We start from the raw sequence: 22,762 nt of genomic DNA, 5'->3' as shown, positions 1-22,762 counted from the left end.
GATGACTGATCTAACAGGTACCGTGGCGAATCTCGAACCGAATGCCACGGCGGCGGATCCGGTGTCCGAGGTGGTCGTCGCGATGGCCATGCGGCATACGCACTATCGGCGCGACCAACTCGATCTGGCGGCCGATCTCGAGGGCGAGCTGGGTATCGACTCGGTCGTGCTCATCTCCATCATCGGGGACGCGGCAAAGGAACTGGGCCTGCCCGCTGGTCTCGCGTCCGATATCTCTGTCACTACGCTCGGCGCGCTGATCACCGAACTGGAAACCTACGCCGGCAGCGCGCCCGTCGACGCGGCGCCGGTGTTCGCCGGGACCGATCCAGAGCCAGAGCCGGCGATCGGCGAGCTCGATCCGATCGGGCCCGCCGGAGTCACGGAGTGGGACGGCCGCTCGATGCGCGATTTCCTGGTCAGCGATAAACCCGACCTGTTCGCCAAGGCCGCGGAGTTCGCCGCGCATCGTCATGATCGCGAAGCCGAGCACCTCTACTGGTATGGCATGCCGTTGCGGTCGCGGTGCACCAACCGGGCTCGGATCTATGACGAAATCTCCGGTCGCACGCGCGAATTCCTGATGTTCGGCTCGAACAACTACCTCGGCCTGGCCAACCATCCACAGGTCATCGACGCGATCTGCGCAGCAACCCGCACCTACGGCGCCACCAACACCGGATGCCGGATCATCGGTGGCACCAACCACCTGCACAAGGAGCTGGAGCGCAGGCTCGCCGCTTTCAAGGGGCGCGAGGCCGCCATCGTGTACCCGGGCGGTTACGCCGCGAACTTGGGCGCGATCTCGGCGCTGGTCGGGGCGAACGATGCGGTCATCGTGGACAAGCTCAACCATATGAGCATCGTCGACGGCTGGAAGCTGTCGGGTGGGCTGCGTCGGATCTACCGTCACAACGACATGGCGCACCTCGAGAACGTGCTGGAGCTGTGTGCTGAGCAGGCCCGGGGGATGCTGATCGTCACCGATGGCGTGTTCAGCATGCACGGTGACATCTGCGAGCTGCCCGAGATCATGCGACTGGCCCGGCGTTTCGGTGCGCGGGTGCTGGTCGACGACGCGCACGCCACCGGTGTCCTCGGCGCCCGCGGTACGGGGACCGCCGAGCATTTCGATCTGAAGGGTGAGGTCGACCTGGAGCTGGGCACCATGAGCAAGACCTTGGCCGGCATGGGCGGCTTCGTCGTCGGTGACGAGGAAGTGATCGATTACCTGCGCTTCTACTCCAACTCCTACGTGTTCGCCGCGACCATCCCGGCCGGTGTCGCGGCGGGGCTGATTGCCTCGATCGACGTGATGGAGCGAGAGCCTGAGCGAATTACCATGTTGTGGAACAACATTCACAGCCTGACCAAATATCTCACCGATGCCGGGTTCGACTTGGAGCGCACCCGCAGCGCGATCTTGCCGATTGTCGTCGGCGACGAGCGTCAGGCCATGGAGATGGGCCGGGCAGTGCGGGCTCGCGGGTTGTTCTGTCAGACAGTAGTTTTCCCCGGTGTCCCGCTCGGCGAGGCCCGGCTGCGCGTCAGCGTGACCTCCGAGCACACGCCGGAGGACATTGCCCTGGCGGCCCAGATCTTTGTCGACGCGGGCCGCGAAACCGGGGTGCTGCCATGAGCGACCGCGTTATCGGGCTGCCGGATATCTGCTCTGCCGAGCACGCTGCCCGGCCGGCGCTGTTAGGGCGGAGCACGTACTCCTACGGTGAGCTCGAGACCGCCGTGCACGCGGTGGCGCACCGGCTGCGCGAACTCGATGCCACGATCGGGGACCGCGTGGTCATCTGGATGGACAAACGCCCGGAATACGTGCAGGTGATGCTGGGCGCCCTGCATGCCGGGTGCGCGTATGTCGCTGTCGACGGCGCACATCCGGCGAGCCGGTTGAGCACCATCGTGGCCGATACCGAACCCATCCTGCTCGTCATCGACGAGCGGCGTCTGCCCGATGTCGCGGAAATGACACTGCCGCAGTCGATTCGGACCGTAGCCGTGGTCGGACAGGCCGACGGCGGCGGCGCGACGGTGCCGACCGTCGGCTGGACCGACTTCCTCGCGAACACCGAGACGGTCCGGGTGCCGCGCGCGGAGATCACGCCGTCGAGCCTGGCCGCGATCCTCTACACCTCCGGCTCCACCGGGAAGCCGAAGGGTGTGCAGATCTCCCACCGCAATCTCGCTGTGTTCGTCGAGTGGGCCTGTGCCGAGCTGGCTGTCGGCTCCGGGGATGTCTTCGCCAACCATGCGTCGTTCAACTTCGACCTCAGCACCTTCGATGTGTTCGTCGCCTTGTCGGTCGGCGCGGCCGTGTGGATCATCTCCGACGAGCAGGCGCGTGACCCCGTGGCGCTGGCCGACGGCATCCGCGAACATGGTGTGACGGTCTGGTATTCGGTGCCTTCGGTGCTGACTCTGCTCACCACGTCCGGTTCGCTGACACCGGACGCCGTCCGCAGTCTTCGTTATGTGCTGTTCGCCGGAGAGGTGTTTCCCAAACCCCGGCTCGCCGAGCTGGCCACACTGCTGCACGACCGCACCGTGCTCTACAACCTGTATGGGCCCACCGAGACGAATGTGTGTATGTACCACCGGGTTACGGCGCAGGATCTGGCAAGCGAAGACCCGTTGCCGCTGGGGCTGCCGGTCGGCGATGCCCGCCTGCTGATCGTCGACGAGGAGGTGCCGGCGTTCGATGAAGTCGGTGTTTACTCCGAGCTGGTGGTAGAAGGTGATTGCGTCACTCCCGGATACTGGCGGCGCGAACTGCTCGCCGAGGAGCATCGGCGGCATCGTCACCCCACCGGCGATCTGGTGAGTTGTATCGATGGCCAGATCATCTATCGCGGCCGTAAGGACCGGATGGTGAAACTGTCCGGGTACCGCGCCGAACTCGGTGAGATCGAGTCGGTGATCCTGCGGCACTGCTCGATCGAGGAGGCGGCGGTGATCGCCTCCGGAGCGGGCTCGACCGCACGGCTGAAGGTCTTCTATACCCTGCGTGCCGGTGCACTGGACTTGACGCTCATCGGCCTGAAGCGTCACTGCGCCGAACACCTGCCCCGGTACATGGTGCCGGCGGCGGCGACATGCGTGGAAGCGTTGCCGCGCAATGCGAATGGCAAAATCGACTATCGGCGGCTCGCCGGGTGAGCAGAACCAGGCCGGCGGCGCCACTCGGGACCCACACACGACAGCCGGTGCCGGACCCGGATGGTCTGTGGTTCTCCGGTATCGCCGCGAGTCCGGCGGCGATCCAGCTGGTCTGCTTCGCCCATGCGGGCGGCGCACCGTCGGTATTCCGGGATTGGCCCGCTCATCTCGGTCCTGATGTGCAGGTTGTTCCGGTGTTGTTGCCCGGGCGCGGACTTCGCCTGTGGGAGCCCGCCTCTGCTGATATCGGTGCGCTGGCGCGCGATATCGCCACGGCGCTGATCGAGCAGGGCTTCCTCGATCGTTATGCGTTCTTCGGGCACAGCATGGGTGCGCTGCTGGCTTACGAGGTGACCTGCGTCCTGCGCGAGCGGGGCGCGCCCGCACCCGAGCGGGTGTTCGTTTCCGGTAGCCGGGCCCCGCATCTGTACGGGACCGCACTGGGCACCGAAATGTCCGACGACGCACTTCTGGCCTGGGTGCGAGAGCTGGGCGGACTGCTCGGCTCCGGCACCCGAACACAATTCGACCGTCGGCTCCCGACCCTGCGCGCCGATCTGCGTGCGTGCGAAAGCTATCGCCCGCAACGCCGGCGACCCTTGGATTGTCCCTTGACCGTCTTCTCCGCCGAGGGCGATCTCATCGCCGACCTGGAGCAGACCGAGCAATGGCGCTCCTACACCACGGGCGCAATGCGCCGCAGGCACTTTCCCGGCGGCCACTTCTATCTGGTCGGCCCGCACCGTTTCAGCCTGCTCCGTGAGCTGAGCGACGACCTCGCTCGATTCACCCCCGCCCGCCGAAGGAAACACCAATGAAATTCTCCACGCTGGCCAAGGCGAATGCCGCGGGCAGCCTGCCGCTGCTGCTCTCGCTGGCCAAGAGCTTCGCCACCCCGCTGTATCGCGCGAGCTTTCTGGTCGCCGCGTTGGACAAAGGCGTGTTGCAGCAACTCTCCGGCGGCGCCCGCGATGCCGACGCCATCGCCGAGGCCCTCGGCATCACCGGGCACCGCGAATTACTGTGCGCTTGGCTGGATCTGGGCGTGCGACTCGGCGAGCTCGCGGTGACCGACGGTCGCTATCGGCTGGCGAGCCGCCGGGCCAAAGCTCTGGCCAGGCCCCGCAACGACGCCGTCGCCGCGGCACTGGAAGAAGTGGTGCGCTTCCACTTTCCGGTGCTGTTGAACGCGCCGGCCATGTTGCAGAGCGGTGCCAGGCTGACGATGTCGGATCAGGACGGCTCGATCATCGCTCGCTCCAGCCGGATCGTGCAGCCGTTCCTCGAAGAGGCGGTGGAGGGGGTGCTGGCCCGCACCGGGCCGGTACGACTGCTGGAAATTGGCTGTGGCAGTGGAATATACGTTCGCCACGCCGCATCGCTGAATCCCGAGCTGACCGCCGTCGCCATCGACTATCAGGACGAGGTCGCCGCCGAAGCCGCCGCGAATCTGGCGCAGTGGGGATTGGCCGATCGCGTCGAGGTCAAACGAGCCGATGCGCGGAAGGTCGCCGACACCGAACGGTTCGACCTGGTCACGATGCACAACAACATCTACTACTTCGCCGCACACGAGCGCACCGAACTGCTCGCGCACATGCGGTCGCTGCTGAAACCCGGTGGGCGGCTCCTGCTTACCAGTGCGTGCAAGGGCGGCAACCTCAGTACCGAAGTTCTGGGCCTGTGGTTCGAGTTCGCCGATTTCGGTGGCCCGCTGCCCGATACCACAGAACTGGCCCTGCAAATGAAGGACGCAGGTTTCACCGATATACAGATGCGTCGCCTGATTCCCGGCGAGCAGTTCTGCTCTTTCGTCGGCCGCAACCCGTCTTCAGCAACTGCCGCCGAGGAGCGCCTGTCATGACCGCGACGCATCGGCCCGCGCATGACCTGATCGCAACCCTCGGCGGACCGGTGACCGCGGCACCGGAAACGCTGGGCGGCAAGGGAGCTCGCCTCGACGAGATGATTCGGATCGGATTGCCGGTGCCGCCGGGGTTTTGCCTCACCACCGAGTTGTTCGATCGCTTCCGGCTCGCGATCGGGCTCGACGGCGAGGCGCTGGATGCCGAACCCGAAGCGATCAGAGATCAAGTGCTCCGTGCTGAGCTGCCCGTGGACATCCGCGCCGCCATCCTCGAGGCTTACGCCGCACTCGACGCGCCGCACGTCGCGGTGCGGTCCTCGGCATGCCGAGAAGATTCGGCCGCGCAATCCTTTGCCGGACAACACGACACCGTGCTCGATGTCACCGACGGCGCGGGAGTCATCGAGGCCGTCCAGGCGTGCTGGGCCTCGCTCTGGTCGGATCGGGCCTCCGTCTATCGTGGCACCGCCGAAGTCGGCTCGATCGCCGTGGTCATCCAGCAGATGGTGCACGCCGAGGCCGCCGGTGTGCTGTTCACCCGCGACCCGATCAGCGGGCGCACCGACCGTTTCGTGGTGGATGCGTGCTGGGGACTCGGTGAGGGCCTCGTGTCGGGCCGGGTGAACACCGACTCGTTCACGGTGGACCCGGACCGATTGCGCGTGCTCGACCAGAGCATCCGGTACAAAGTCACCAAGACGGTATCGGTGGCGCCTGGCGTCGTAGAGTTGGTCAAAGTGCCCGAAGAGCTACGCGGCGTGGCCTGCCTGTCATCCGAGCAACTCACCGGGCTTGCCGCGCTGGCGGTCGTGGTGCGGGAGCACTACGGCACCGAGCAGGATATCGAATGGGCGGTGCAGAGCGGCGCGCTGTATCTGCTGCAGACCCGTCCCATCACCGTGGAAACGTCGCGGCCCATGCCCCGCAGTCCCTACCGGGACTCCCAGCCCGAACCCGTGCAACAGGGCACCCTCTGGTCGCGTAAGGACATCGGTGAGATCTTCACCGGAGTCATGACACCGCTGGGCATTTCGTTCGCCCGGTACTACCAGCACCACGCGCACGCCGATTGTGTGCGGGCGACCGGCGTGCGCGATACCGGCGATATCGCCGGGCAGATGGGGTACCTCAATGGTTACGTCTATCTGAACGTTTCCTACACCAGCTACCTGCTCAGCCAGAGCGTCGCAACCAGGGACGAGGAGCGCATCACCGCGCGCTTCGCCAGCGAAGATGTCGACCTGGCCGCCTACCGCAATCCCTTCGGCAGCTATCGGACCGGTGTCCCCACCGTCAGGTCGACGGCGTTCTGGGGCAAGGCGACCGTGGCGGAGCTGCGCGATATGAGCAAGCGCGCCGACCGGATGGTCACCGCACGTATCCGCGAGTTCGACCGTGCCCTAGGCCTCGACCTGACCACGCTCGACCGCAGGGCCCTGCACGCCGAAATGCAGCACCGACTGAAGTTCTTCCATGACATGCATGTCGGCTACATGCCGTACTTCCTGAACGCTTTCACGCTCTACGGTGCGCTCGAGACGATGTGCGGAGCATGGCTCGGTGCGCCGGGGGAGCGGTTACAGAACCGCTTGAAAACCGATATGTCGAACCTGCGGACCGTCGCCGCCGCGCGCGAAGTGTGGGACCTTGCCCAAATTGTGCGCAGAAACCCGAGGGTGCTGTGGATCGTCGCCTCCGGTTCGGCGGCCGACGTCGCCGAACGGCTGCGCGCCGACCGGGTGGGACGGATGTTCTGGACGGCGCATATGGAGCCGTTCCTGCGGGAGAACGGCGTGCGAGCGCAGCAGGAAATGGAACTCACGCACCCACGCTGGATCGATGATCTGTCCTACGTGGTCAAGATGATTCGCCGCTATGCCGAGGACGGTTTCTCCTTCGACGAAGCCGTCGCATCCCAGCCCGACCCCGGCGCCGCCGAGGCGAGCGCGGCGATAGCACGGCTGCCACTGGTCAAACGCCGTGCCATGAAAACTGTCATCGCGCTGTACGAGAAATGTAGTTCGCTGCGCGAGATCGCGCGTATGTCGATGATCACCTCGGTGTGGCTGGTACGGGAAGTTGTCTACGAGGTGGGTGCCAGGCTGGTCGCAGCCGGGGTGCTGCGTTCGACCGACGAGGTCGGCCATCTCGATTTCGATGATGTCCTGCGCTACCTGGCCGGCGAGGACGATCCACGCGAGATCTTCCCCCGCGCCGCGATCGACGAGGCCCGGCGCACCTTCCAGAACTATGCTCGGCTGCCCGCGCCGCCACTGAGTTTCGTCGGCGAATGGGACCTCACCCAAGCAGTCCGGCCGGTACCGGACGGCTCCAGCCTCGAAGGCCTCGGCACCAGTCCAGGCACCGCCGTCGGGCGCGCCCGCGTCGTGGAGGATCTGGCCTGGCAGGCCGACGAATTCCAGCCTGGCGAGATCCTGGTGACGCGATACACCGACTCCTCGTGGACCCCACTGTTCGCCATCGCCGGCGGCATCGTCACCGATATCGGTTCGATGCTGTCGCACTCCGCGATCGTGTCGCGCGAATTCCGGCTGCCGTCGGTCGTCAACACCGGACATGCCACCACCGTGATCAAAACCGGAGACCTGATCCTGGTCGACGGCGACCGCGGTGTGGTCGAAATAGTCGAGGAGTGAGACGACATGCCGAGCGAGCCGGTAGCGATCGTCGGGATGGCGGGCCTCTATCCAGGAGCACTTGGTGTCCAACAGCTTTGGCGGCTGTTCGACACCAGTGCACCGGCGAACGAACCCGTAAGGTTGGCCGACCTCGACATCGATGTCGCCGCGTTCCGTATTCCGCCGGTCCAGCGCGGCTCGATGAGCACGCTGCAGATTCTCATGGCCGAGGCAGCCCGTCAGTGCCTCGCCGACGCCGGATACCCGGACCGTCCGCTGCCGAGCGAACGCACCGATGTCGTGGTGGGAACCTGTTTCGGGCTCGACCGCCAGTACGCGAACGCGCTGCGGATCGAGGGCGGCCGCTACGCTCGCGAACTCGAGTACGCCGCCTCGGCCGATGCCGACGCTCGGGTCCGGAGCGCTGCCAGGCGGTTGACCGGGCACGTGCGCGACCGCCTCGCACACCGGCTCGGCGCCTCACGCCACGATCGGGTGGGCGAGATGGCGAGTACGATCCCGGCCCGCATAGCGTCGATCTTCCAGCTGCTCGGGCGCACTGTCGCGCTGGAGGCCGCCGACGCGACCTCCTTCGTTGCGGTGGACACCGCGATGACGAACCTGCGCGCGGGCACCTGCGACGCGGTACTGGTGGTGACCGGGCAGCACAACACTAGTTCGCTCAACGACGAAGCCTTGGCAGCGAAGGGTCTCAGCACAGGCGGGGGCGGACGCTTCATGCTGTCCGACGGCATCGGCGCGCTCCTGCTGAAGCGGCAATCGACCGCCGTCGCCGACGGCGACCGCATCTACGCATCCATTGTCGAGTGCGGCCTGCGCCATGATCCGTCCCGTGGTGCCTTCCGATACTCGACGACGGCCGAGTCGCGTTATCTGCTGGCGCAGCAATGCCATCAGGCCAGCGCGGTGGACCCCGCTTCGGTGCGCTATGTCGAAGGCGTGGCACCCGGGATCCCAGTCGTCGGAGCGGCCGACACCAAGGGGTTCGCCACGTTGTTCGGTGACAGCGCACCGGCTTCGGTGGTCTTCGGCAGCGCCATCGACCGGCTCGGCCACACTTTCGCCAACGCGGGGCTGGTCGCGATCACCAAAGCCGCGCTGGCGCTGCATCGTCGCCGGTTGCCTCCTCAGCTCGGCGCCCTCGGGAGCAGCGAAAGCTGGCTCGCTGCAGCAGAATCCGGGTCCAGGTACGCTGCCGTGCACGGGTCGGCGCTGGGCGGCACCCTGAGCTACCTACTGCTCGAAGGACTTGCGGTTCCCCGATCGGTGACTACCGTGCCCCGCCGCACGGCAGCGAGCACTGAACCGATCGCGATCGTCGGGTTCGGCGGAGCCTTCGCCGGGTCGGCGGACGCGACGAGCTTCTGGCACAACAGCCGGGCCGGTCGCGGCGGAATCGGCCCGGTGCCCGCGACGGTGCTCGATCGCGACCTCTACTTCGCGCCGGGTGAAATTACGCTCACGCACAGCTATTCCGACATCGGCGCGGCAATGCCGATACCGGACCGACCCCCGGGCGCACTACACATGACTCCGCGCCGCTACGGGGCGATGGACCCCGCACAACGCGTCGCGCTCGCCGTGGCCGACGAAACGCTTCGCCGGTACGGGCGGGCGACGGAGCTGGCCGATCGCGCCGGTCTGGTGGCGATCGGGAGCACGTTGTGTCTGGCAACAGAACGCAGGCGGGCCGGCGAGCGGGCATTGCACGAATTGGAGTCGGCCGCCGCCGAAGTCGACGCCATCGCCCAGCTGCCCGCCGCCGACCGTGCCCGGCTGCTCGAGCGAGCAAGGTACGGCTACCGCCCCGACACGGAGCCGCTGCTGCCCGCGGACCTGGACGGCTGGCTCGCCAGCGGGGTAGCGGGTGTCATCGCGGGGGAATACCAGCTCTCCGCCGTGCCCGTGGCCGTCGAGGCTGCCTGCGCATCGGCGCTGGCGGCCCTCGACCAAGCGGTCACCGCCCTGCGGCTGGGGAAGATCGACTATGCGCTCGCAGGAGGCGTCGAATTTGCCTGCACGCCAAGGGATCTAGTGCTCTGCTCCGCTCTCGGGCTGCTGTCGCCTACCCGGATCAACCCGTTCGATGTCGCGGCCGATGGGTTCAGTCCAGGCGACGGCTGCGCATTGTTTCTACTCAAGCGCTACTCCGACGCACGCCGCGACGGTGACGAGATCTTCGGTCTGATCCGCGGTGTCGGGGCAGCCAACGATGCGAAGTCGCTGATCGCCCCCGATGTCGATGGCCAGATGCGGGCCATGCGGGCAGCGTTCGCGCAGGTGGACTACGAGCCCGCCACGGTGGACTATCTGGAAGCGCACGGAACCGGTACTCGCGTGGGTGATCGAGTCGAAATCGCGGCTGCTGCTGGTGTTTACGGCGCACCGCAACGCGCCCGGCCACTGGTGATCGGCTCGGTGAAGTCGTTGATCGGGCACACCTTCGCGGCGGCGGGCGGCGCGGGGCTGCTGCACGCGCTGCAGGCCATGCGGGCCGGCATCTACCCACGCAACGCGCACCTGACCACGATCAACCCGGAGCTGCCGCTGCGCGATATCCCCGCCGTGCTGCCGCGGGATTCGACCCCGTGGCGGGCGGAACCGGGCAGGCCACGCCGGGCCGGGGTGAGTTCCTTCGGCACCGGCGGCATCAACTATCACCTTCTCCTCGAAGAGCACCGGCAGGACTGAACCAGATGAATTTCGATCTCCCCGCGGACACCGAGGCGATGTGCGCGGCACTGACCGCCTTCGCGCGCCGCGACCTCGGCGGCACCGGAACCTTTGTCCCCGAGGACTTCCGGCGGCGCTGGCAGCTCGCAGGTAAACAGGGGATCCTCGGTGCGACCGTGCCCGAGGAGCACGGGGGCAGTGGCCTGGGCGCCGTGTCGGCGGTCGCGCTGATGGAAGCCCTTGGCATCGGCACGGCCGACACCGGTTTCGGCTTCTCGGTGGCGGCGCACCTGTTCGCCTGCCTGATGCCGATCGTCGAATTCGGCACCCCCGACCAGAAACTGCTCTGGCTACCGCGGTTGAGTTCTGGTGAGTTGATCGCCGCGCACGCTATCACCGAAACCGAGGCCGGTTCCGATATCTTCGCCATGCGCACCATCGCCGAATTGCGTGGTGACTCTTACGTGCTCAACGGGTCCAAGGCGTTCATCACCAACGCGCCCATCGCCGACGTGTTCATCGTGCAGGCCGTCACCGAACCCGGCGGCGGATTCTTCGGGTTGACCAGCTTCATCATCGAGGCCGGGACGCCAGGGCTGCATGCCGGACCGGCCTACGACAAGGTCGGCCTGCGCGGTTCGCCCACGGGCGAGCTGCATCTGGATGATGTCCACGTGCCGCCTGAGCATGTGCTCGGCGGCCGGGGCGCTGGTGCCGCGGTGTTCTCCGGTTCGATGAAGTGGGAGCGCACCTGCCTGTTCGGCGTCTACCTCGGCGCCATGCGGCGAGTGCTCGACAGCACCATCGAATTCGCCGGTGAGCGTGTGCAATTCGGAGCCCCCATCGGCGAGTTCCAAGCGGTGAGCCATCGCATCGTCGACATGATGCTGGGGATGGAGTCCGCGCGACTGCTGCTGTTCAAGGCCGCCGCAGAACTAGCGCGCGGCGGCAACAACGAAGTGTGGTCGGCGCTGGCGAAGATCGCAGTCAGCGAAGCGGCAGTGCAGCTGGGCCTGGACGCCATCGGGGTGCGTGGCGGCCTCGGAATCACCGACGGTGCCGCCGAGACCCTGCTCCGCGACGCGCTACCGTCGCGAATCTTCTCCGGCACCAACGAGATCCAGAAGAACAACATTGCGCGCACCCTGGGATTCGGCCGCCGTCCGGCCCGGCGTCGCTGAAAGGAAGCCGACCTATGCACGTCATCGTTCATCTCATTCAGCTGCACCCGGACACCGACCCGGCAGCCTTCGAATCGTGGGTGCGGACAGTCGATTACGTCACCTGCCCCGAGCTGCCCAGCGTCCGCGCCTTCAGCGTGCAGCGCGCGGTCCACACCGAAGGTGAGCCCTGGCAGTATTTCGAGATCATCCACGTGAGTGGCCACAGCGAATTCGAGGCCGACATGCGCACGCCGACCTTCGCCTCTCTGGTGAGCGCCTTCGACACGATGGCGTCGGTTGTGCAGGAGTTCGCCGGGGTACGCCTGGACCCCGGCTACTTGGCCGCCTGACAGCTCACGCAAAACGTCCCGGCGACCCCACGAGGGTGTGGTCGCCGGGACTGATTGCTTCCCAACGCATTTCAGTCCAGATCAACGTTTTCTGGTGCCTGCTTCCCGAGGCGGGGGAGCAGGCGGTCCAGACCGGCGGGCAGCCACCAATTCCAGGCACCGAACAGTTTGATCAGCGCGGGCACCAGCACCAGGCGCACGATGGTCGCATCGATGGCGATGGCGATGGCCAGCGCGAAGCCGAACTGCTTGAGCTCGGGGATCGGAGCGATGAGGAAGCTGCCGAAGACGGCGACCATTATCGCCGCCGCCGCGGTAATAGGGCGGCCGGTGTGCTCGATGCCGATGGCGATGGCCGCGTCGGTGTCGCGGCTGTTCTCCCAGGCTTCCTGGATGCGGCGGATCAGGAAGACCTCATAGTCCATCGACAATCCGAACAGCAGCACGAAAACCGTAATGGGTATGTAGACCTGCAAGAACCCGGGGCTGGTGAAACCGAGCAACCCGGCACCCCAACCCCATTGGAAGACCGCGACAGTGAGCCCGGTGGCCGCGGCGGTGGCGAGCAGATTCATCAGCACAGCTTTGACCGGCAGGGCGATGCTGCGGAATATCACCAACAGGAACAGCAGTGACATGCCCAGGACCAGTCCGATGACCCAGGGCAGCTTCTGTGTGGTTTCGTCGGACAGGTCGACGAAACCCGCGGTCGCCCCACCGACGAGGACTTGGGCGTCGGGCAGGTCCCGGACCAGCTCGTCGCGAATGTAGCGGACCAGCGCGATCGCGTCGCTCGAGTCGATCGCCACCGTCGGCACCACGTTGAGCAGCATCCGATCGTTGTTGCTCAGCGTTTCGACGTCACCGACACGGTGATCTCCGGACAAGGTGGCCGCGAGGGCCTGCGTCTGCTGCCGTCCCGCCATGTCGAGTGCGTCACCGCCGGGACCGGTGATGACGATCTGCACCGGCGACACCGCGCCGGGGGAGAACGAACGGTCGAGGACCAGCTGAGCCCGGGCCGTCGGCTGATCGCCCATCGACGCGGTCCCGAGGTCGATGCCGTAGCGCAGGCTCCCGATCGGGAGCGCGGCAAGCACCAGGATGGCACCCGCCGCCGTGGCGAACAGGACAGGCCGGCGCATCACCACGTGCGCCCATCGCGCCCAGAGGCCGTGCGCGGCAGCGGAATCCGAGCGCACATCGGCGGGGCGCCAGCGGGCGGGCAACTGCCATTTGTTCACCCGGGGGCCGAGGACAGCCAGGATCGCGGGCAACAGCGTCAGTGCGGCAATCAGGGTGCAGATTACCGAGACCAGGACACCTGTGCCGACTTCCCGGAAGATCGGCGACTCCATGATGAAGAACGAGCACACCGAGATTCCCACCACCACACCGGAAAACGCGACAGTGCGGCCCGACGTGGCGACGGCTACCCCGGTGGCCTCGGCGATCGCCGCCGGATCTGCCCCGGTGATGCGCCGCCGGGTCAGTTCCTCGCGGAACCGGCTGACGATGAACATCGCGTAATCGATGCCGATGCCGGTGCCGATCATGGTGACAATGGTGATCAGGAAGGCATCGAAAGTGAGCCCGAAGCTCAGCAGGTACAGCACACCGAAGGTGAGGGTGAGCCCTGCGATGGCGAGCAGCAGCGGCAGCATGGCGGCCAGCGCCGCGCCGAAGGCCAGCACCAGAATCACCAGCGCGAGTGGGAGACCGAGGGATTCGGCCTCGGTCGTCGCCGCGGTTTCCACCGCGGTGAGGTCGTTGGTGATCGGCGAGAAGCCGGTCAGATTCGCGGTGACACCAGCGCCGGCCGCATCGGCGATGGCCTGCTGCAACGCCGCCGCTCGGGAGGGCAGCGAGGTCGTGTCGCCTTGCAACCCGACCAGCGCCAGCGCCGCGCGCCGGTCCGCGGATACCTGATTCTTCGACATCGCGTCGAACGGACCGATCACGGTGACCACGCCGGTTTCGGCGCGTGCGGCCGCCAGCACTCGATCGACGGCGGCCCGGCGTGGTGGATCGCCGATATCGCCGTCCGGGCAGTCGAAGACGATGACGTCCTGTTCGTTGCCGAGGCCCGAGAAATACTGTTGGATCAACGCCGCGGCGCGCGTCGACGACGCTTGGTCCACTCCGTAGTTCGGAGCCTTCAGCTGGCTGGTCACCAGCGGGAAGACTGCACCACACGCGATGATCAGTACGACCCAGATCGTGATGACCAGGCGGCGGTGGCGTGCCATCACGGCACCCCAGCTGCGGTGTCTCATCCTTGTTCTCCTCACAGCGCACGCAACGATGCGGCCGGATCCCGGCGGGGTGATGGGGGGTAGTGGTGCTTCGAATAACCGAGGCGCGCAACGAAAAGCAGCTGCCCCCTCAGCATGAGCTCGCTCTGCAACAGATCGCGCAGGTCCTCGTGCTGGACGACGATGCTGATCGGATGCAGCGTCAGGTCCGCCGCCGTGGCCAGCAGCCAGAAGTCGGCGACCAGTTCTCCGGCGGTGAGCAGGTCGTCGTCGCCGCCGGCCGAAGCCGGCAGGCTCAGCGTGACCACGGCCGGGGAACGGCGCACGACGGTGGCCAGCTGTTCGGCGAGAATCCGCGGGAATCCGGTCCGACTCAGCGCCCGCATGGTGAAGGGGGCCAGCGCGATGCGTCGCAGGAGGATCTGCGGGTACGACAGCGGGCCGAACAAGTGCTCGAAGGTGAAGCCATCGCCGCATTCGGATGCTTGGGCCGCGGTACGGCGGATGAACGAATGCGTCTCTCGCCACGCTCTGTGGTGCGCGAAGTCCCGGCCCGCGTGCCGAGCGACGAAGCGAACGAACCGGGCGCGATCGTCTCTGGACGTCAAATACCGGACATGAAGGCGGCGCTGCCCGTCGGCGCCGAGGTCCGCGAGCCGATCGAGCACCGCCGCAGGGATGGCCTTATCCAGGTACGGACCCCGGTCGGTGTGCCGCGTGGTGGCGAGATGCCGCAGCAGCGTGAGGGATTCGGTGCTCGCGCCGGTCCGCTGGAACCGGACCAGCCGCAACGGTCGCCAACCGGGCGGGATGCCGAGCACGCCGAGATCGGCATCCGCCGGGGTCGCAACGGCCCGCACCAGCCAGCCCTGGGCGGCCAGCGCGCGCTGCAACAACCGCCAGAACAACCCGCAGCTGAGCTGCATCTCCGCGTGATGGGCGGGCAGGGCCACAAGTTCACGTGCCTGATCTGCCGCGAGCAGCAGGAACTCGCTGCCCGCACCGGATTCGCCGCACAGTGCCGCGGCCCGGCGGCGAGCCAGGTCGCTGACCACGTGGCCCAGCCCCCACGGCTGGCTGTTGTGCGACGACGGGGCTCGTACCGCGATGTCGGTGGCGACCGCCAGCGATTCCGTGAACGTAAGCTCCACCTGCCGAAAGGAACTGGGTGGTGTCATGCTCATCTCCGCGCTCTACCAAACCAGGGCCAGGCAGTAGTCCTGGCCTTCGACTGCCCGAGCCCGGTGCGGCCACCGCAGGGCGGCGGCCATGTGCCGCAAGGAAGGCCCTGCCGCCCACTGGAATTCGCCGTCGGCTCGCCATCCGGTGAGCCGGACCTCGCGGGGATCGATGCGCAGGCCGAACCCGAAATACTTGAGTACCGCCTCCCGGCACGCCCACCGCAGCGGTGTCCCCATGGTGTCGAGCCGCGCGTGTCTGCTGTTCGGCTCCGAGACGATCGGTGTCCCTAACTCGGCCCGAAGCAGGGGCGCGAATGGGCGGTGTCGCTCGAGATCGATCCCGACCGGACCGGACGCGCACGCGGCAACGGCGAACTCGCCGGAGTGCGAGATGCTGATCCCGGCAGCGCCATCCACCACCGGCATGCCCGCGCGCGGTCCGGCGCTGATGGTGCTCACCACGATGTCCCGGGTGGCGTCGTGAATCCCGAAGTGCCGCCGCCGGTATTCCTGCACTGCGAGCTTGGCCGCCAACCGGCCGGCCAGCCACTCGGTGCGCCGCTTCGGAATCGGCAACGTTGCCGCGTGGACCGCCTCGGCGGCGGACATGTGTGCTGCCGTGGGCGCCGAATTCATCGATACGACGGCGATAGTCGGCCCGCCGATCGCATGGGAAATGTGCAGTGGCGGTGCTGGGTTGATAATGCTGGCCTCGCGTAGCGGCATTCGGTAATTCTCCAGTATGTGAATGACGACAGTATCCGGGTAGTTGCTGACGATAAGACTGACCGATTGCTGACGAATTCGAGCTGGTTGACGGCGGATGCGCATGTTCCACGCCATGATTGCGGAAAGTATTGACGCGCTGCTGATTCCGTGGGTAGCTTGGCCGGAGTTCGTTCGAATCGACTATGAAAAACGGCCCTGATTCGCAATTGCTCCGATTCGCTGAATATTTCTGGGTTCGTTACGTAGAGGCTGGCATGAAGACCTTGTCCATGGATTCTGTAGTCACCGCGCGAAACTGGGTCGATCTCGTCAGTACGAGAGCTCGGCAACTCGGTGATCGCACGGCATATACCTTCCTTGATGAGAACGGTCGGGAATCCGACGTTCTCACCTATCGTGAGCTGGATCGGCGCGCCCGGATACTGACGCACACCCTCGGTGCGCGGTTCGCCCGCGGCGACCGGGTGCTGCTGCTGTACCCGGCCGGGCTGGACTACGTCACCGCGTTTTTCGGCTGCCTCTATGCCGGACTGATCGCCGTGCCGCTCTACGAGCCGGCCCGCGGCCGAGCCGGGCAGATCGATGCGGTCGCACGGGATTGCGCCGCCGCCGCGGTGCTGACCACCCGCGAGGCTGTCCTCGAATTGGATTCGCTGGACTCGGGCTACTCGTTTACCGCCCTGCCGCGGGTCGCCACCGATACCCTGCGGGGTCCCGACGACGTGGACCCTGCGGCTGCGGCCGACGGCTCCACCGTCGCCTATCTGCAGTACACCTCCGGCTCCACGGCCACGCCCAAGGGTGTGATCATCGATCACGCCATGGCGCTGCACCAGAGCGCCGATATGGCACATTGCTGGCAGGTCGGCCACGACGACACCATCGTGTCGTGGCTGCCGCACTTCCACGACTTCGGACAGGTCACCGGGATACTGCTGCCCGTCTACACCGGGTGCACTGCCGTACTCATGGCGCCGTCCACCTTCGTCAAGAATCCGGTCCGCTGGCTGGATGCCATCCACACCTACCGCGGAACCCACAGCGGCGCACCGAATTTCGCACTCGATCTGTGCGTGGAAAAAACCACGCCGCAGCAGCGCGCCGCGCTGGACCTCCGCAGCTGGCGGGCATTGAGCAACGGTGCCGAACCCGTGCGAAAGGTTTCACTCGACCGGTTCCACGCTACGTTCGAGCCGTCCGGGCTTCGCGCGACCACCCTCACCCCCGGTTACGGACTCGCCGAAGCAACCCTCAAAGTGACCTGCGGCGATGTGCGGGGCAGACGCCTGTCGGAGCGGTTCGATCGGTCGGCGCTGGGTTCGGGCAAGGCCGAACCCAGCGCCGCCGATGACGACGGCGTCGACCTGGTCGGTCTCGGCGTCACCGCCTTGTCCACCGAGCTCGCCATCGTCGACCCGGCGACCGCGTTCCGCCTGCCCGACCGCCGGGTCGGCGAGATCTGGGTATCCGGGCCAGCCGTATCGCCCGGCTACTGGCAGCGACCGGAGGACACCGCACAGACTTTCGGCGCCCGGATCGACGGCGAGAGCACCACGTGGCTGCGGACCGGTGACCTCGGATTCCTGTACGCGGGCGAGCTGTTCATCTGCGGCCGTCTGAAGAACATGATGATCGTCAACGGGGTGAACTACTACCTCGAGGACATCGAGGGCACACTCGCCGACGGTCACGACGAGCTACGCGCGGGCAGCGTGCTCGCCTTCGGCGTGGAAAAGGACGGGCAGGAGAGCCTGGTGCTGGTCGCCGAATATCGGCCGGACAGCACTGCCGAACCGACCGCGCTGGTCACCGCGATGCACGAGCTCGTGGCCGAGCGGCACGGCATCGCTGCGGGGACGGTCGTGCTCATCGCCCCCGGCACGATTCCGCGCACGACCAGCGGCAAACTGCGTCGGCAACAGTGCCGCAACGATTTTCAAGCCGGTCGGCTATCCGAGATCTATCGCAGGGAAGGCGTGCAGACGATGAGTGAAACTACCGAGAACGAGAACCGCGCTACGGAGCCCTCCGGATCGCACAGCATGACCGAGCTCGTTCGGCTCGGCTTGATCGAGCGGGTGCGCGCCTGGATAGACGAAAGACCCGGCCCCGGCAAACCCGTCCTGGATCTGAGCCGATCACTCATCGACCACGGCTTCGGCTCGATAGACCAGATCGATCTACACGAGAGCCTGGAGACGTGGGCGGGTCAGCGGTTCGCGCCGGAACTGCTCTGGGAATCGGAGTCTGTCGCGCACATGGTGGACGCCATCGCGGAAGCCCTCAGCCCCGCGACCGCGAGGATGTGAGATGAAACTTTGTTCTGTCGCGGCCGGCCTGCCGTCTAGAACGGTCACCAATGCCGACATCCTCGACCTGATAGCCGAACACAGCTCGGTCGGATTCGACGGCGACCTCGACGACACGCTCCGCAAGATCGACACCTATCTGCGCTACACGGGTTCGGACGAACGGCACTGGCTCGACACGGGGGAGCGCCCACTCGAGCTGCTCCGCGACGCCACCACCACCGCACTGAGCCAGGCGGAGATAGACGCCGGCGAGGTCGATCTGCTCATCTACACCGGTATCGGGCGCGGGTTCCTCGAACCGGGCGGCGCCTACCACTGCGCCGCCGCGCTCGGATTCGACAAGGCGCACTGCTTCGACATCATCGACGCGTGCATGAGCTGGACGCGCGCCGCGCAGGTGGCCGAGTCGATGCTGCGGTCGGGGCAGTATCGCACCGCGGTGATCGTCAACGCCGAGTTCAGTTTACGGATGGGCGGGATGGTGTTCCCGCACCTGTTCACGCTGCCCAACGCGGAGTCGCTGGCATCGATCTTCCCGGCCTACACCCTCGGGGAGGCCGCGTCGGCGACGGTGCTGAGCGCCGACGACGGCGACCCGTGGAATTTCCGGTTCATCTCCCGCCCGGATCTGGCACCACTGTGCAACGTGACATTGCCGGGCTACGAAGGGTTCTGCGAACCGTCGGATAAAGTGGCCGCCAACGGCACCGGGTACTTCACCTCGTTCGGGGCGGAGATGCACGAGATCGGCGTGCCCGACACGTTGAGCGTCTTCCGGAGTCTGGACGTGGATCCGGAGAATGTGTCGGCCCTGTTCACCCATGCCTCGAGCAAGCGCCAGTGGCAGCTGATGGCCGACACCGTCGGGCTCGGCAAGGTGATCCATCACGTCTTCCCCACAACCGGAAATATCGTGTCGGCCTCGGTGCCCACCGCGATGGCTTCGGCGATCGAATCCGGTGTGCTGCAACGCGGCGAGCGCGCGGTCGGTTGGGTCGGCAGCGCCGGAATGTCGTTCGGCGCTTTCTCTTTCGTCCTCTGACGAGTATCGAAAACGGTGGTTATATGCTCACACATCTCGCCAAAGCCGTCGGCTGTGCGACACTCGGCGCTGCCGAATACTCGATCGGTTCGATACGACCGGGCACCAGGGGTAGTTCGGAGCAGCGCCGGGCCGACGCCCTGCTCGCCTTCCTGCTGCGCATGGGTCCGATATATATCAAGATCGGACAGATCGCGGCCACGCGATCGGACCTGCTACCCGAATCCTGGGTGAACACACTGCGTGTGCTGCAAGACCACACGCCACACATGCCCGAAGACCAGACCCGGCGAGCCATCGAACGAGAGCTCGGCGCCCCCCTGGAGGCAACCTTTCGGTCTTTCGACCTGGAGCCGATCGCAAGCGCCTCCGTGGCTCAGGTGCACGCCGCCGAACTGCTCGACGGACGCAGAGTCGCGGTGAAGCTGGTCAAGGATTCGGTTCCCGAGCAGATCGAGGACAGTCTGCGTTCACTGCGCACCGCGGTGCGGCTGACCCACGCCGTTGTGTGGCCGATACGGTATCTCGACCTGCCCAAACGGTTCGATGAAGTGGCCAGACTGCTACGGCCACAGTCGGATATGACGCACGAGGCGACCCAGCAGCGGCGTATCCACGCCAACTTCGCGTCGCATCCGTTCGTGAAAGTCCCTGCGGTGCTGCCGGAATTAGTCACCGAGCGGATGCTGGTGATGGAGTACATGGACGGCATTCCGGGCCGGCTCGCCGACGCGGTGGGGTTCCCCCGCGAGCGTCTCGCGCAGCGGCTCCAAGACGTGATCTACACGATGCTGTACATGCATGGCATCTGCCACGGCGACCCGCATCCGGGCAACGTGATGTTCACCGCCGACGGCGAAGTGATCCTGGTGGACTACGGTGTCACGGCCGAGCTGAGCGAGGACGAGAAATGGGGCCTGTCCTCGTTCTACTACGCGTGCAGCCGCAAGGAATGGGTGATCGCCGTCGACCGGTTCACCCGGCATTTCGTGAACGCCGCGCCGGCACTGACCGAGCTTCGCCCTTCCTACGAGGCGGAAATGGTGGCGGTGCTGCGCCAGCATTTCGACGTCTCCAGCAACCGGTGGTCTACCGTCGCCTACTTCAACGACGTCAATGCGATCCTGCGGCGCTACGATTCGCAATACACGACCACGTTCACCAAGGTGGAGTTGGTCTTTCTGTCCGGTGAGGGCTTCGCGACCCAAATCGACCCCGACATCGATATCTGGTCGAACGCGCGCAAGTTCACCGATCGCTACTCGCCGTACATGAGCGCCGAGGTCGAGCAGCGGTTCGAGGCCGAATTCCAAGAGCAGATGCCGGGATCGCTGGCCATGCGTGATCGGGCGCAGGCGACACTGGTAGCGCCGACGCACATCGACCGCTATTTCTTCCCGAGCAGTTTCCCGGTATTCGTCTCGGAAGCCTCCGGCGGCAGCGTGACCGACTGCGACGGGAATTCCTTCATCGACCTGTCCGGTGGCTACGGGCCGCATCTGCTCGGCTACGCCCACCCGGCAATCAACGCGGCGATCGCAGGTGGTCTGTCCAAAGGGCTGGTGAACGGCATCGGCAACACGCCTGAGCTCGAGCTGGCCGAAAAGCTGGTCGGTGCCTTCCCCGCCGCAGAGAAGGCGGTGCTGTGCAATTCGGGTACCGAAGCGGTACTTTTCGCCATCCGGATGGCGCGCGGATACCGGCGGCGCACCAAGGTGGCGAAGTTCGAGGGGCATTACCACGGCTTCTCCGATCAGGCGATGGTGAGCTCGTGGTTCCGGTTCTCCGGCGCCAAGGACCGGCCCGAACCGGTCGCCGGTTCGCTCGGCACCGATCCGGCTGCCGTCGAGGGCACCATGGTGCTGCAGTACGGCGATATCGCCGGCCTGGCCCGGCTGCGTGAACACGCCGACGAGCTGGCTTGCGTTGTCCTGGAACCTATGCCGACCTCGGTGGTGACGCTGAACGTGGAGTTCCTGCGGGCACTGCGCGCGCTGTGTACCGAACTCGATATCCCGCTGATCTTCGACGAGGTGGTCTCCGGTTTCCGGGTCGCTTACGGCGGCGCGCAGATACTCGCCGACGTGCACCCCGATCTCACCTGCCTCGGCAAGGTGATCGGCGGCGGACTGCCGTGCGGGGCGGTGATCGGCAAGCAATATTTGATCGACATGGCCAAGAGCTCGCAGGATCCGTTCTACGACTACGAGAACAAGGTGTTCGCGGGCGGCACCCTGAGCGGCAACTCGCTCACCTGCACGGCGGGTCTCGCGGTATTGGACCACCTCGACAGCAACCGCGACATCTATCCCCGGCTCGAAGCCAACACCCAGCTGCTCGCGCAGCAGTTGCGTGCGGCGACACAGTCGCGGGGAATCGCCTGCCGCATCAATGCCGAACGCTCGATCTTCTCGCTGAACTTCAGCCACCGCGCCGCAGGCTTATACCGGGAAAGAATGGCAGGCAGTAATTTCAAGGCCACGATCGCGCTGGCCTACTACATGCGCAAGCACTATGTCTATCTGCCCGAGATGCACAGCTTCTTGATCAGCGCCGCCCACGATGTCGAAGACCTCGACCAGATCGCGCATGCATTCGAGAAGAGCCTCGACGAAATGCTGGCCGACCAGCTGTTCGTCACTTAGACGTGATGGACTGGCAGCCGCCCGCCAGATCCATCGCGAAATACTCACCGCGGTACTCCGTTCTACCCCGACGGAGTATCGCGGTGAGTGCTGTGTGAGCCGGCCGGAGCGAAGGCGATGCGTTCCAATAGTTTCAGCGCCTCGGCGAGCGTGGCCAATTCTTTCGGGCTGAGCTGCTCGGCCATGGTACGGGTGAGGAAGCTGTCCTGCGCTGTGGTCCGCACGCCGCGCACCCAGCCGCGCCCTGCCTCGGTGAGGGCGAGCCTGATGCGGCGGCCGTCCACGCTGTCGCGCTCACCGACGACCAGGCCGCGGGCACGCAGACCGTCGACGACATTGCGGATTGTCTGAGGTCGGAGCCGTTCGATCTTCGCCAGCGCCGCATGGGACATCGCACCGCCGCGCTCGAGGCGGGCCAGAATCGACACCTGGGTCAGCGACAGCTCCGCGATCGCGGTGTCGTTGCGGGTACGGCGCATGATCAGGCCGGAGACGATCTGCAGGGCCGCTGCTAATGCCGTCACGTCGCGGTGCCGGCGCGGCTCGCGGTCGGTGGTTTCGGCGACCTGGGCGCGGCTCATGTGGTGGTGGAGACGTGGGTTCAGGTGCGTCATCGCAGATAGTTCGGGCATGCCGGAAAGCGTATGTCGCGCATCGTGACCAGCGGGTCGTGCCCGCGCAGTGATCTCCCACAATGGTCGCCGATCCGCGCTA

The 22,762-nt window shown here is 66.1% G+C and carries 15 protein-coding genes; 11 read left to right on the top strand and 4 right to left on the bottom strand.

From position 1 onward, the window contains the following. The first annotated feature begins 1 nt into the window (after position 1). Genes DBO33_RS25835 through DBO33_RS25800 form a run of 8 tightly spaced genes read left to right on the top strand, consistent with a single transcriptional unit; the run spans position 2 to position 11,884 of the window. Positions 2–1,639 (top strand): aminotransferase class I/II-fold pyridoxal phosphate-dependent enzyme, encoded by a 1,638-nt coding sequence (locus DBO33_RS25835; RefSeq protein ID WP_107657376.1) that lies wholly within the window; start codon positions 2–4, stop codon positions 1,637–1,639. Continuing rightward, complete coding sequence (locus DBO33_RS25830; protein ID WP_107657375.1) at positions 1,636–3,171, top strand: amino acid adenylation domain-containing protein; 1,536 nt, start codon at positions 1,636–1,638, stop codon at positions 3,169–3,171. Before DBO33_RS25835 ends, DBO33_RS25830 begins: the two co-directional genes overlap by 4 nt. 47 nt (positions 3,172–3,218) lie before the next feature. Continuing rightward, the gene (locus DBO33_RS25825) at positions 3,219–3,989 is read left to right on the top strand and encodes a thioesterase II family protein (RefSeq protein ID WP_199856763.1); all 771 of its coding nucleotides are present in this window, start codon (positions 3,219–3,221) and stop codon (positions 3,987–3,989) included. Further along, a complete protein-coding gene (locus DBO33_RS25820; RefSeq protein ID WP_107657374.1) occupies positions 3,986–5,035 on the top strand; it encodes an SAM-dependent methyltransferase in 1,050 nt (349 codons plus the stop codon). Before DBO33_RS25825 ends, DBO33_RS25820 begins: the two co-directional genes overlap by 4 nt. Continuing rightward, positions 5,032–7,695, top strand: coding sequence for a PEP/pyruvate-binding domain-containing protein (locus DBO33_RS25815; RefSeq protein WP_107657373.1), 2,664 nt, complete (start codon positions 5,032–5,034; stop codon positions 7,693–7,695). The genes DBO33_RS25820 and DBO33_RS25815 overlap by 4 nt, the downstream gene beginning before the upstream one ends. A gap of 6 nt (positions 7,696–7,701) precedes the next feature. Then, positions 7,702–10,389 carry a beta-ketoacyl [acyl carrier protein] synthase domain-containing protein gene (locus tag DBO33_RS25810; RefSeq protein WP_107657372.1) on the top strand — a complete coding sequence of 896 codons (2,688 nt, stop codon included), beginning with the start codon at positions 7,702–7,704 and terminating at the stop codon, positions 10,387–10,389. A 5-nt stretch (positions 10,390–10,394) separates the two neighbouring features. Further along, positions 10,395–11,552 (top strand): L-prolyl-[peptidyl-carrier protein] dehydrogenase, encoded by a 1,158-nt coding sequence (gene redW / locus DBO33_RS25805; protein ID WP_107657371.1) that lies wholly within the window; start codon positions 10,395–10,397, stop codon positions 11,550–11,552. Between the two features lie 14 nt (positions 11,553–11,566). Further along, positions 11,567–11,884, top strand: coding sequence for a RedY protein (locus DBO33_RS25800; protein WP_107657370.1), 318 nt, complete (start codon positions 11,567–11,569; stop codon positions 11,882–11,884). A 71-nt stretch (positions 11,885–11,955) separates the two neighbouring features. On the opposite strand, the gene DBO33_RS25795 is transcribed toward DBO33_RS25800, so the two are convergent. From DBO33_RS25795 to DBO33_RS25785, 3 genes are read right to left on the bottom strand one after another with little or no spacing between them, the layout of a single operon-like run. Beyond that, positions 11,956–14,160, bottom strand: coding sequence for an MMPL family transporter (locus DBO33_RS25795; RefSeq protein ID WP_234391036.1), 2,205 nt, complete (start codon positions 14,158–14,160; stop codon positions 11,956–11,958). An 11-nt stretch (positions 14,161–14,171) separates the two neighbouring features. Further along, complete coding sequence (locus tag DBO33_RS25790; RefSeq protein WP_199856762.1) at positions 14,172–15,317, bottom strand: hypothetical protein; 1,146 nt, start codon at positions 15,315–15,317, stop codon at positions 14,172–14,174. Between the two features lie 15 nt (positions 15,318–15,332). After that, complete coding sequence (locus DBO33_RS25785) at positions 15,333–16,046, bottom strand: 4'-phosphopantetheinyl transferase family protein (RefSeq protein ID WP_107657368.1); 714 nt, start codon at positions 16,044–16,046, stop codon at positions 15,333–15,335. 257 nt (positions 16,047–16,303) lie between these two features. On the opposite strand from DBO33_RS25785, the gene DBO33_RS25780 reads away from it, so the two are divergent. From DBO33_RS25780 to DBO33_RS25770, 3 genes are read left to right on the top strand one after another with little or no spacing between them, the layout of a single operon-like run. Further along, entirely contained in the window at positions 16,304–18,358 is a 2,055-nt protein-coding gene (locus DBO33_RS25780) for a fatty acyl-AMP ligase (RefSeq protein WP_159080515.1), read from the top strand. A 1-nt stretch (position 18,359) separates the two neighbouring features. Beyond that, positions 18,360–19,403 carry a 3-oxoacyl-[acyl-carrier-protein] synthase III C-terminal domain-containing protein gene (locus DBO33_RS25775; protein WP_107657366.1) on the top strand — a complete coding sequence of 348 codons (1,044 nt, stop codon included), beginning with the start codon at positions 18,360–18,362 and terminating at the stop codon, positions 19,401–19,403. A 23-nt stretch (positions 19,404–19,426) separates the two neighbouring features. Continuing rightward, entirely contained in the window at positions 19,427–22,048 is a 2,622-nt protein-coding gene (locus DBO33_RS25770) for an aminotransferase class III-fold pyridoxal phosphate-dependent enzyme (RefSeq protein WP_107657365.1), read from the top strand. 62 nt (positions 22,049–22,110) lie between these two features. Here the strand turns inward: DBO33_RS25770 and DBO33_RS25765 are convergent, their stop codons facing one another. Beyond that, a complete protein-coding gene (locus DBO33_RS25765) occupies positions 22,111–22,680 on the bottom strand; it encodes a MarR family winged helix-turn-helix transcriptional regulator (protein ID WP_107657364.1) in 570 nt (189 codons plus the stop codon). Positions 22,681–22,762: the final 82 nt, after the last annotated feature.

It is taken from the genome of Nocardia suismassiliense, from assembly GCF_900269665.1.
Taxonomy (GTDB): domain Bacteria; phylum Actinomycetota; class Actinomycetes; order Mycobacteriales; family Mycobacteriaceae; genus Nocardia; species Nocardia suismassiliense.
Note: the sequence above shows the minus strand (reverse complement) of the source record. Positions and strands in the feature narration are given on the sequence as shown.

What these genes read in the sequence shown, in the direction of transcription:
- DBO33_RS25835 (WP_107657376.1), top strand. Translation starts at nt 2, where the DNA reads ATGACTGATCTAACAGGTACCGTGGCGAATCTCGAACCGAATGCCACG.
- DBO33_RS25830 (WP_107657375.1), top strand. Translation starts at nt 1,636, where the DNA reads ATGAGCGACCGCGTTATCGGGCTGCCGGATATCTGCTCTGCCGAGCAC.
- DBO33_RS25820 (WP_107657374.1), top strand. Translation starts at nt 3,986, where the DNA reads ATGAAATTCTCCACGCTGGCCAAGGCGAATGCCGCGGGCAGCCTGCCG.
- DBO33_RS25815 (WP_107657373.1), top strand. Translation starts at nt 5,032, where the DNA reads ATGACCGCGACGCATCGGCCCGCGCATGACCTGATCGCAACCCTCGGC.
- DBO33_RS25810 (WP_107657372.1), top strand. Translation starts at nt 7,702, where the DNA reads ATGCCGAGCGAGCCGGTAGCGATCGTCGGGATGGCGGGCCTCTATCCA.
- redW (WP_107657371.1), top strand. Translation starts at nt 10,395, where the DNA reads ATGAATTTCGATCTCCCCGCGGACACCGAGGCGATGTGCGCGGCACTG.
- DBO33_RS25800 (WP_107657370.1), top strand. Translation starts at nt 11,567, where the DNA reads ATGCACGTCATCGTTCATCTCATTCAGCTGCACCCGGACACCGACCCG.
- DBO33_RS25795 (WP_234391036.1), bottom strand. Translation starts at nt 14,160, where the DNA reads ATGAGACACCGCAGCTGGGGTGCCGTGATGGCACGCCACCGCCGCCTG.
- DBO33_RS25790 (WP_199856762.1), bottom strand. Translation starts at nt 15,317, where the DNA reads ATGACACCACCCAGTTCCTTTCGGCAGGTGGAGCTTACGTTCACGGAA.
- DBO33_RS25785 (WP_107657368.1), bottom strand. Translation starts at nt 16,046, where the DNA reads ATGCCGCTACGCGAGGCCAGCATTATCAACCCAGCACCGCCACTGCAC.
- DBO33_RS25780 (WP_159080515.1), top strand. Translation starts at nt 16,304, where the DNA reads ATGAAGACCTTGTCCATGGATTCTGTAGTCACCGCGCGAAACTGGGTC.
- DBO33_RS25775 (WP_107657366.1), top strand. Translation starts at nt 18,360, where the DNA reads ATGAAACTTTGTTCTGTCGCGGCCGGCCTGCCGTCTAGAACGGTCACC.
- DBO33_RS25770 (WP_107657365.1), top strand. Translation starts at nt 19,427, where the DNA reads ATGCTCACACATCTCGCCAAAGCCGTCGGCTGTGCGACACTCGGCGCT.
- DBO33_RS25765 (WP_107657364.1), bottom strand. Translation starts at nt 22,680, where the DNA reads ATGCCCGAACTATCTGCGATGACGCACCTGAACCCACGTCTCCACCAC.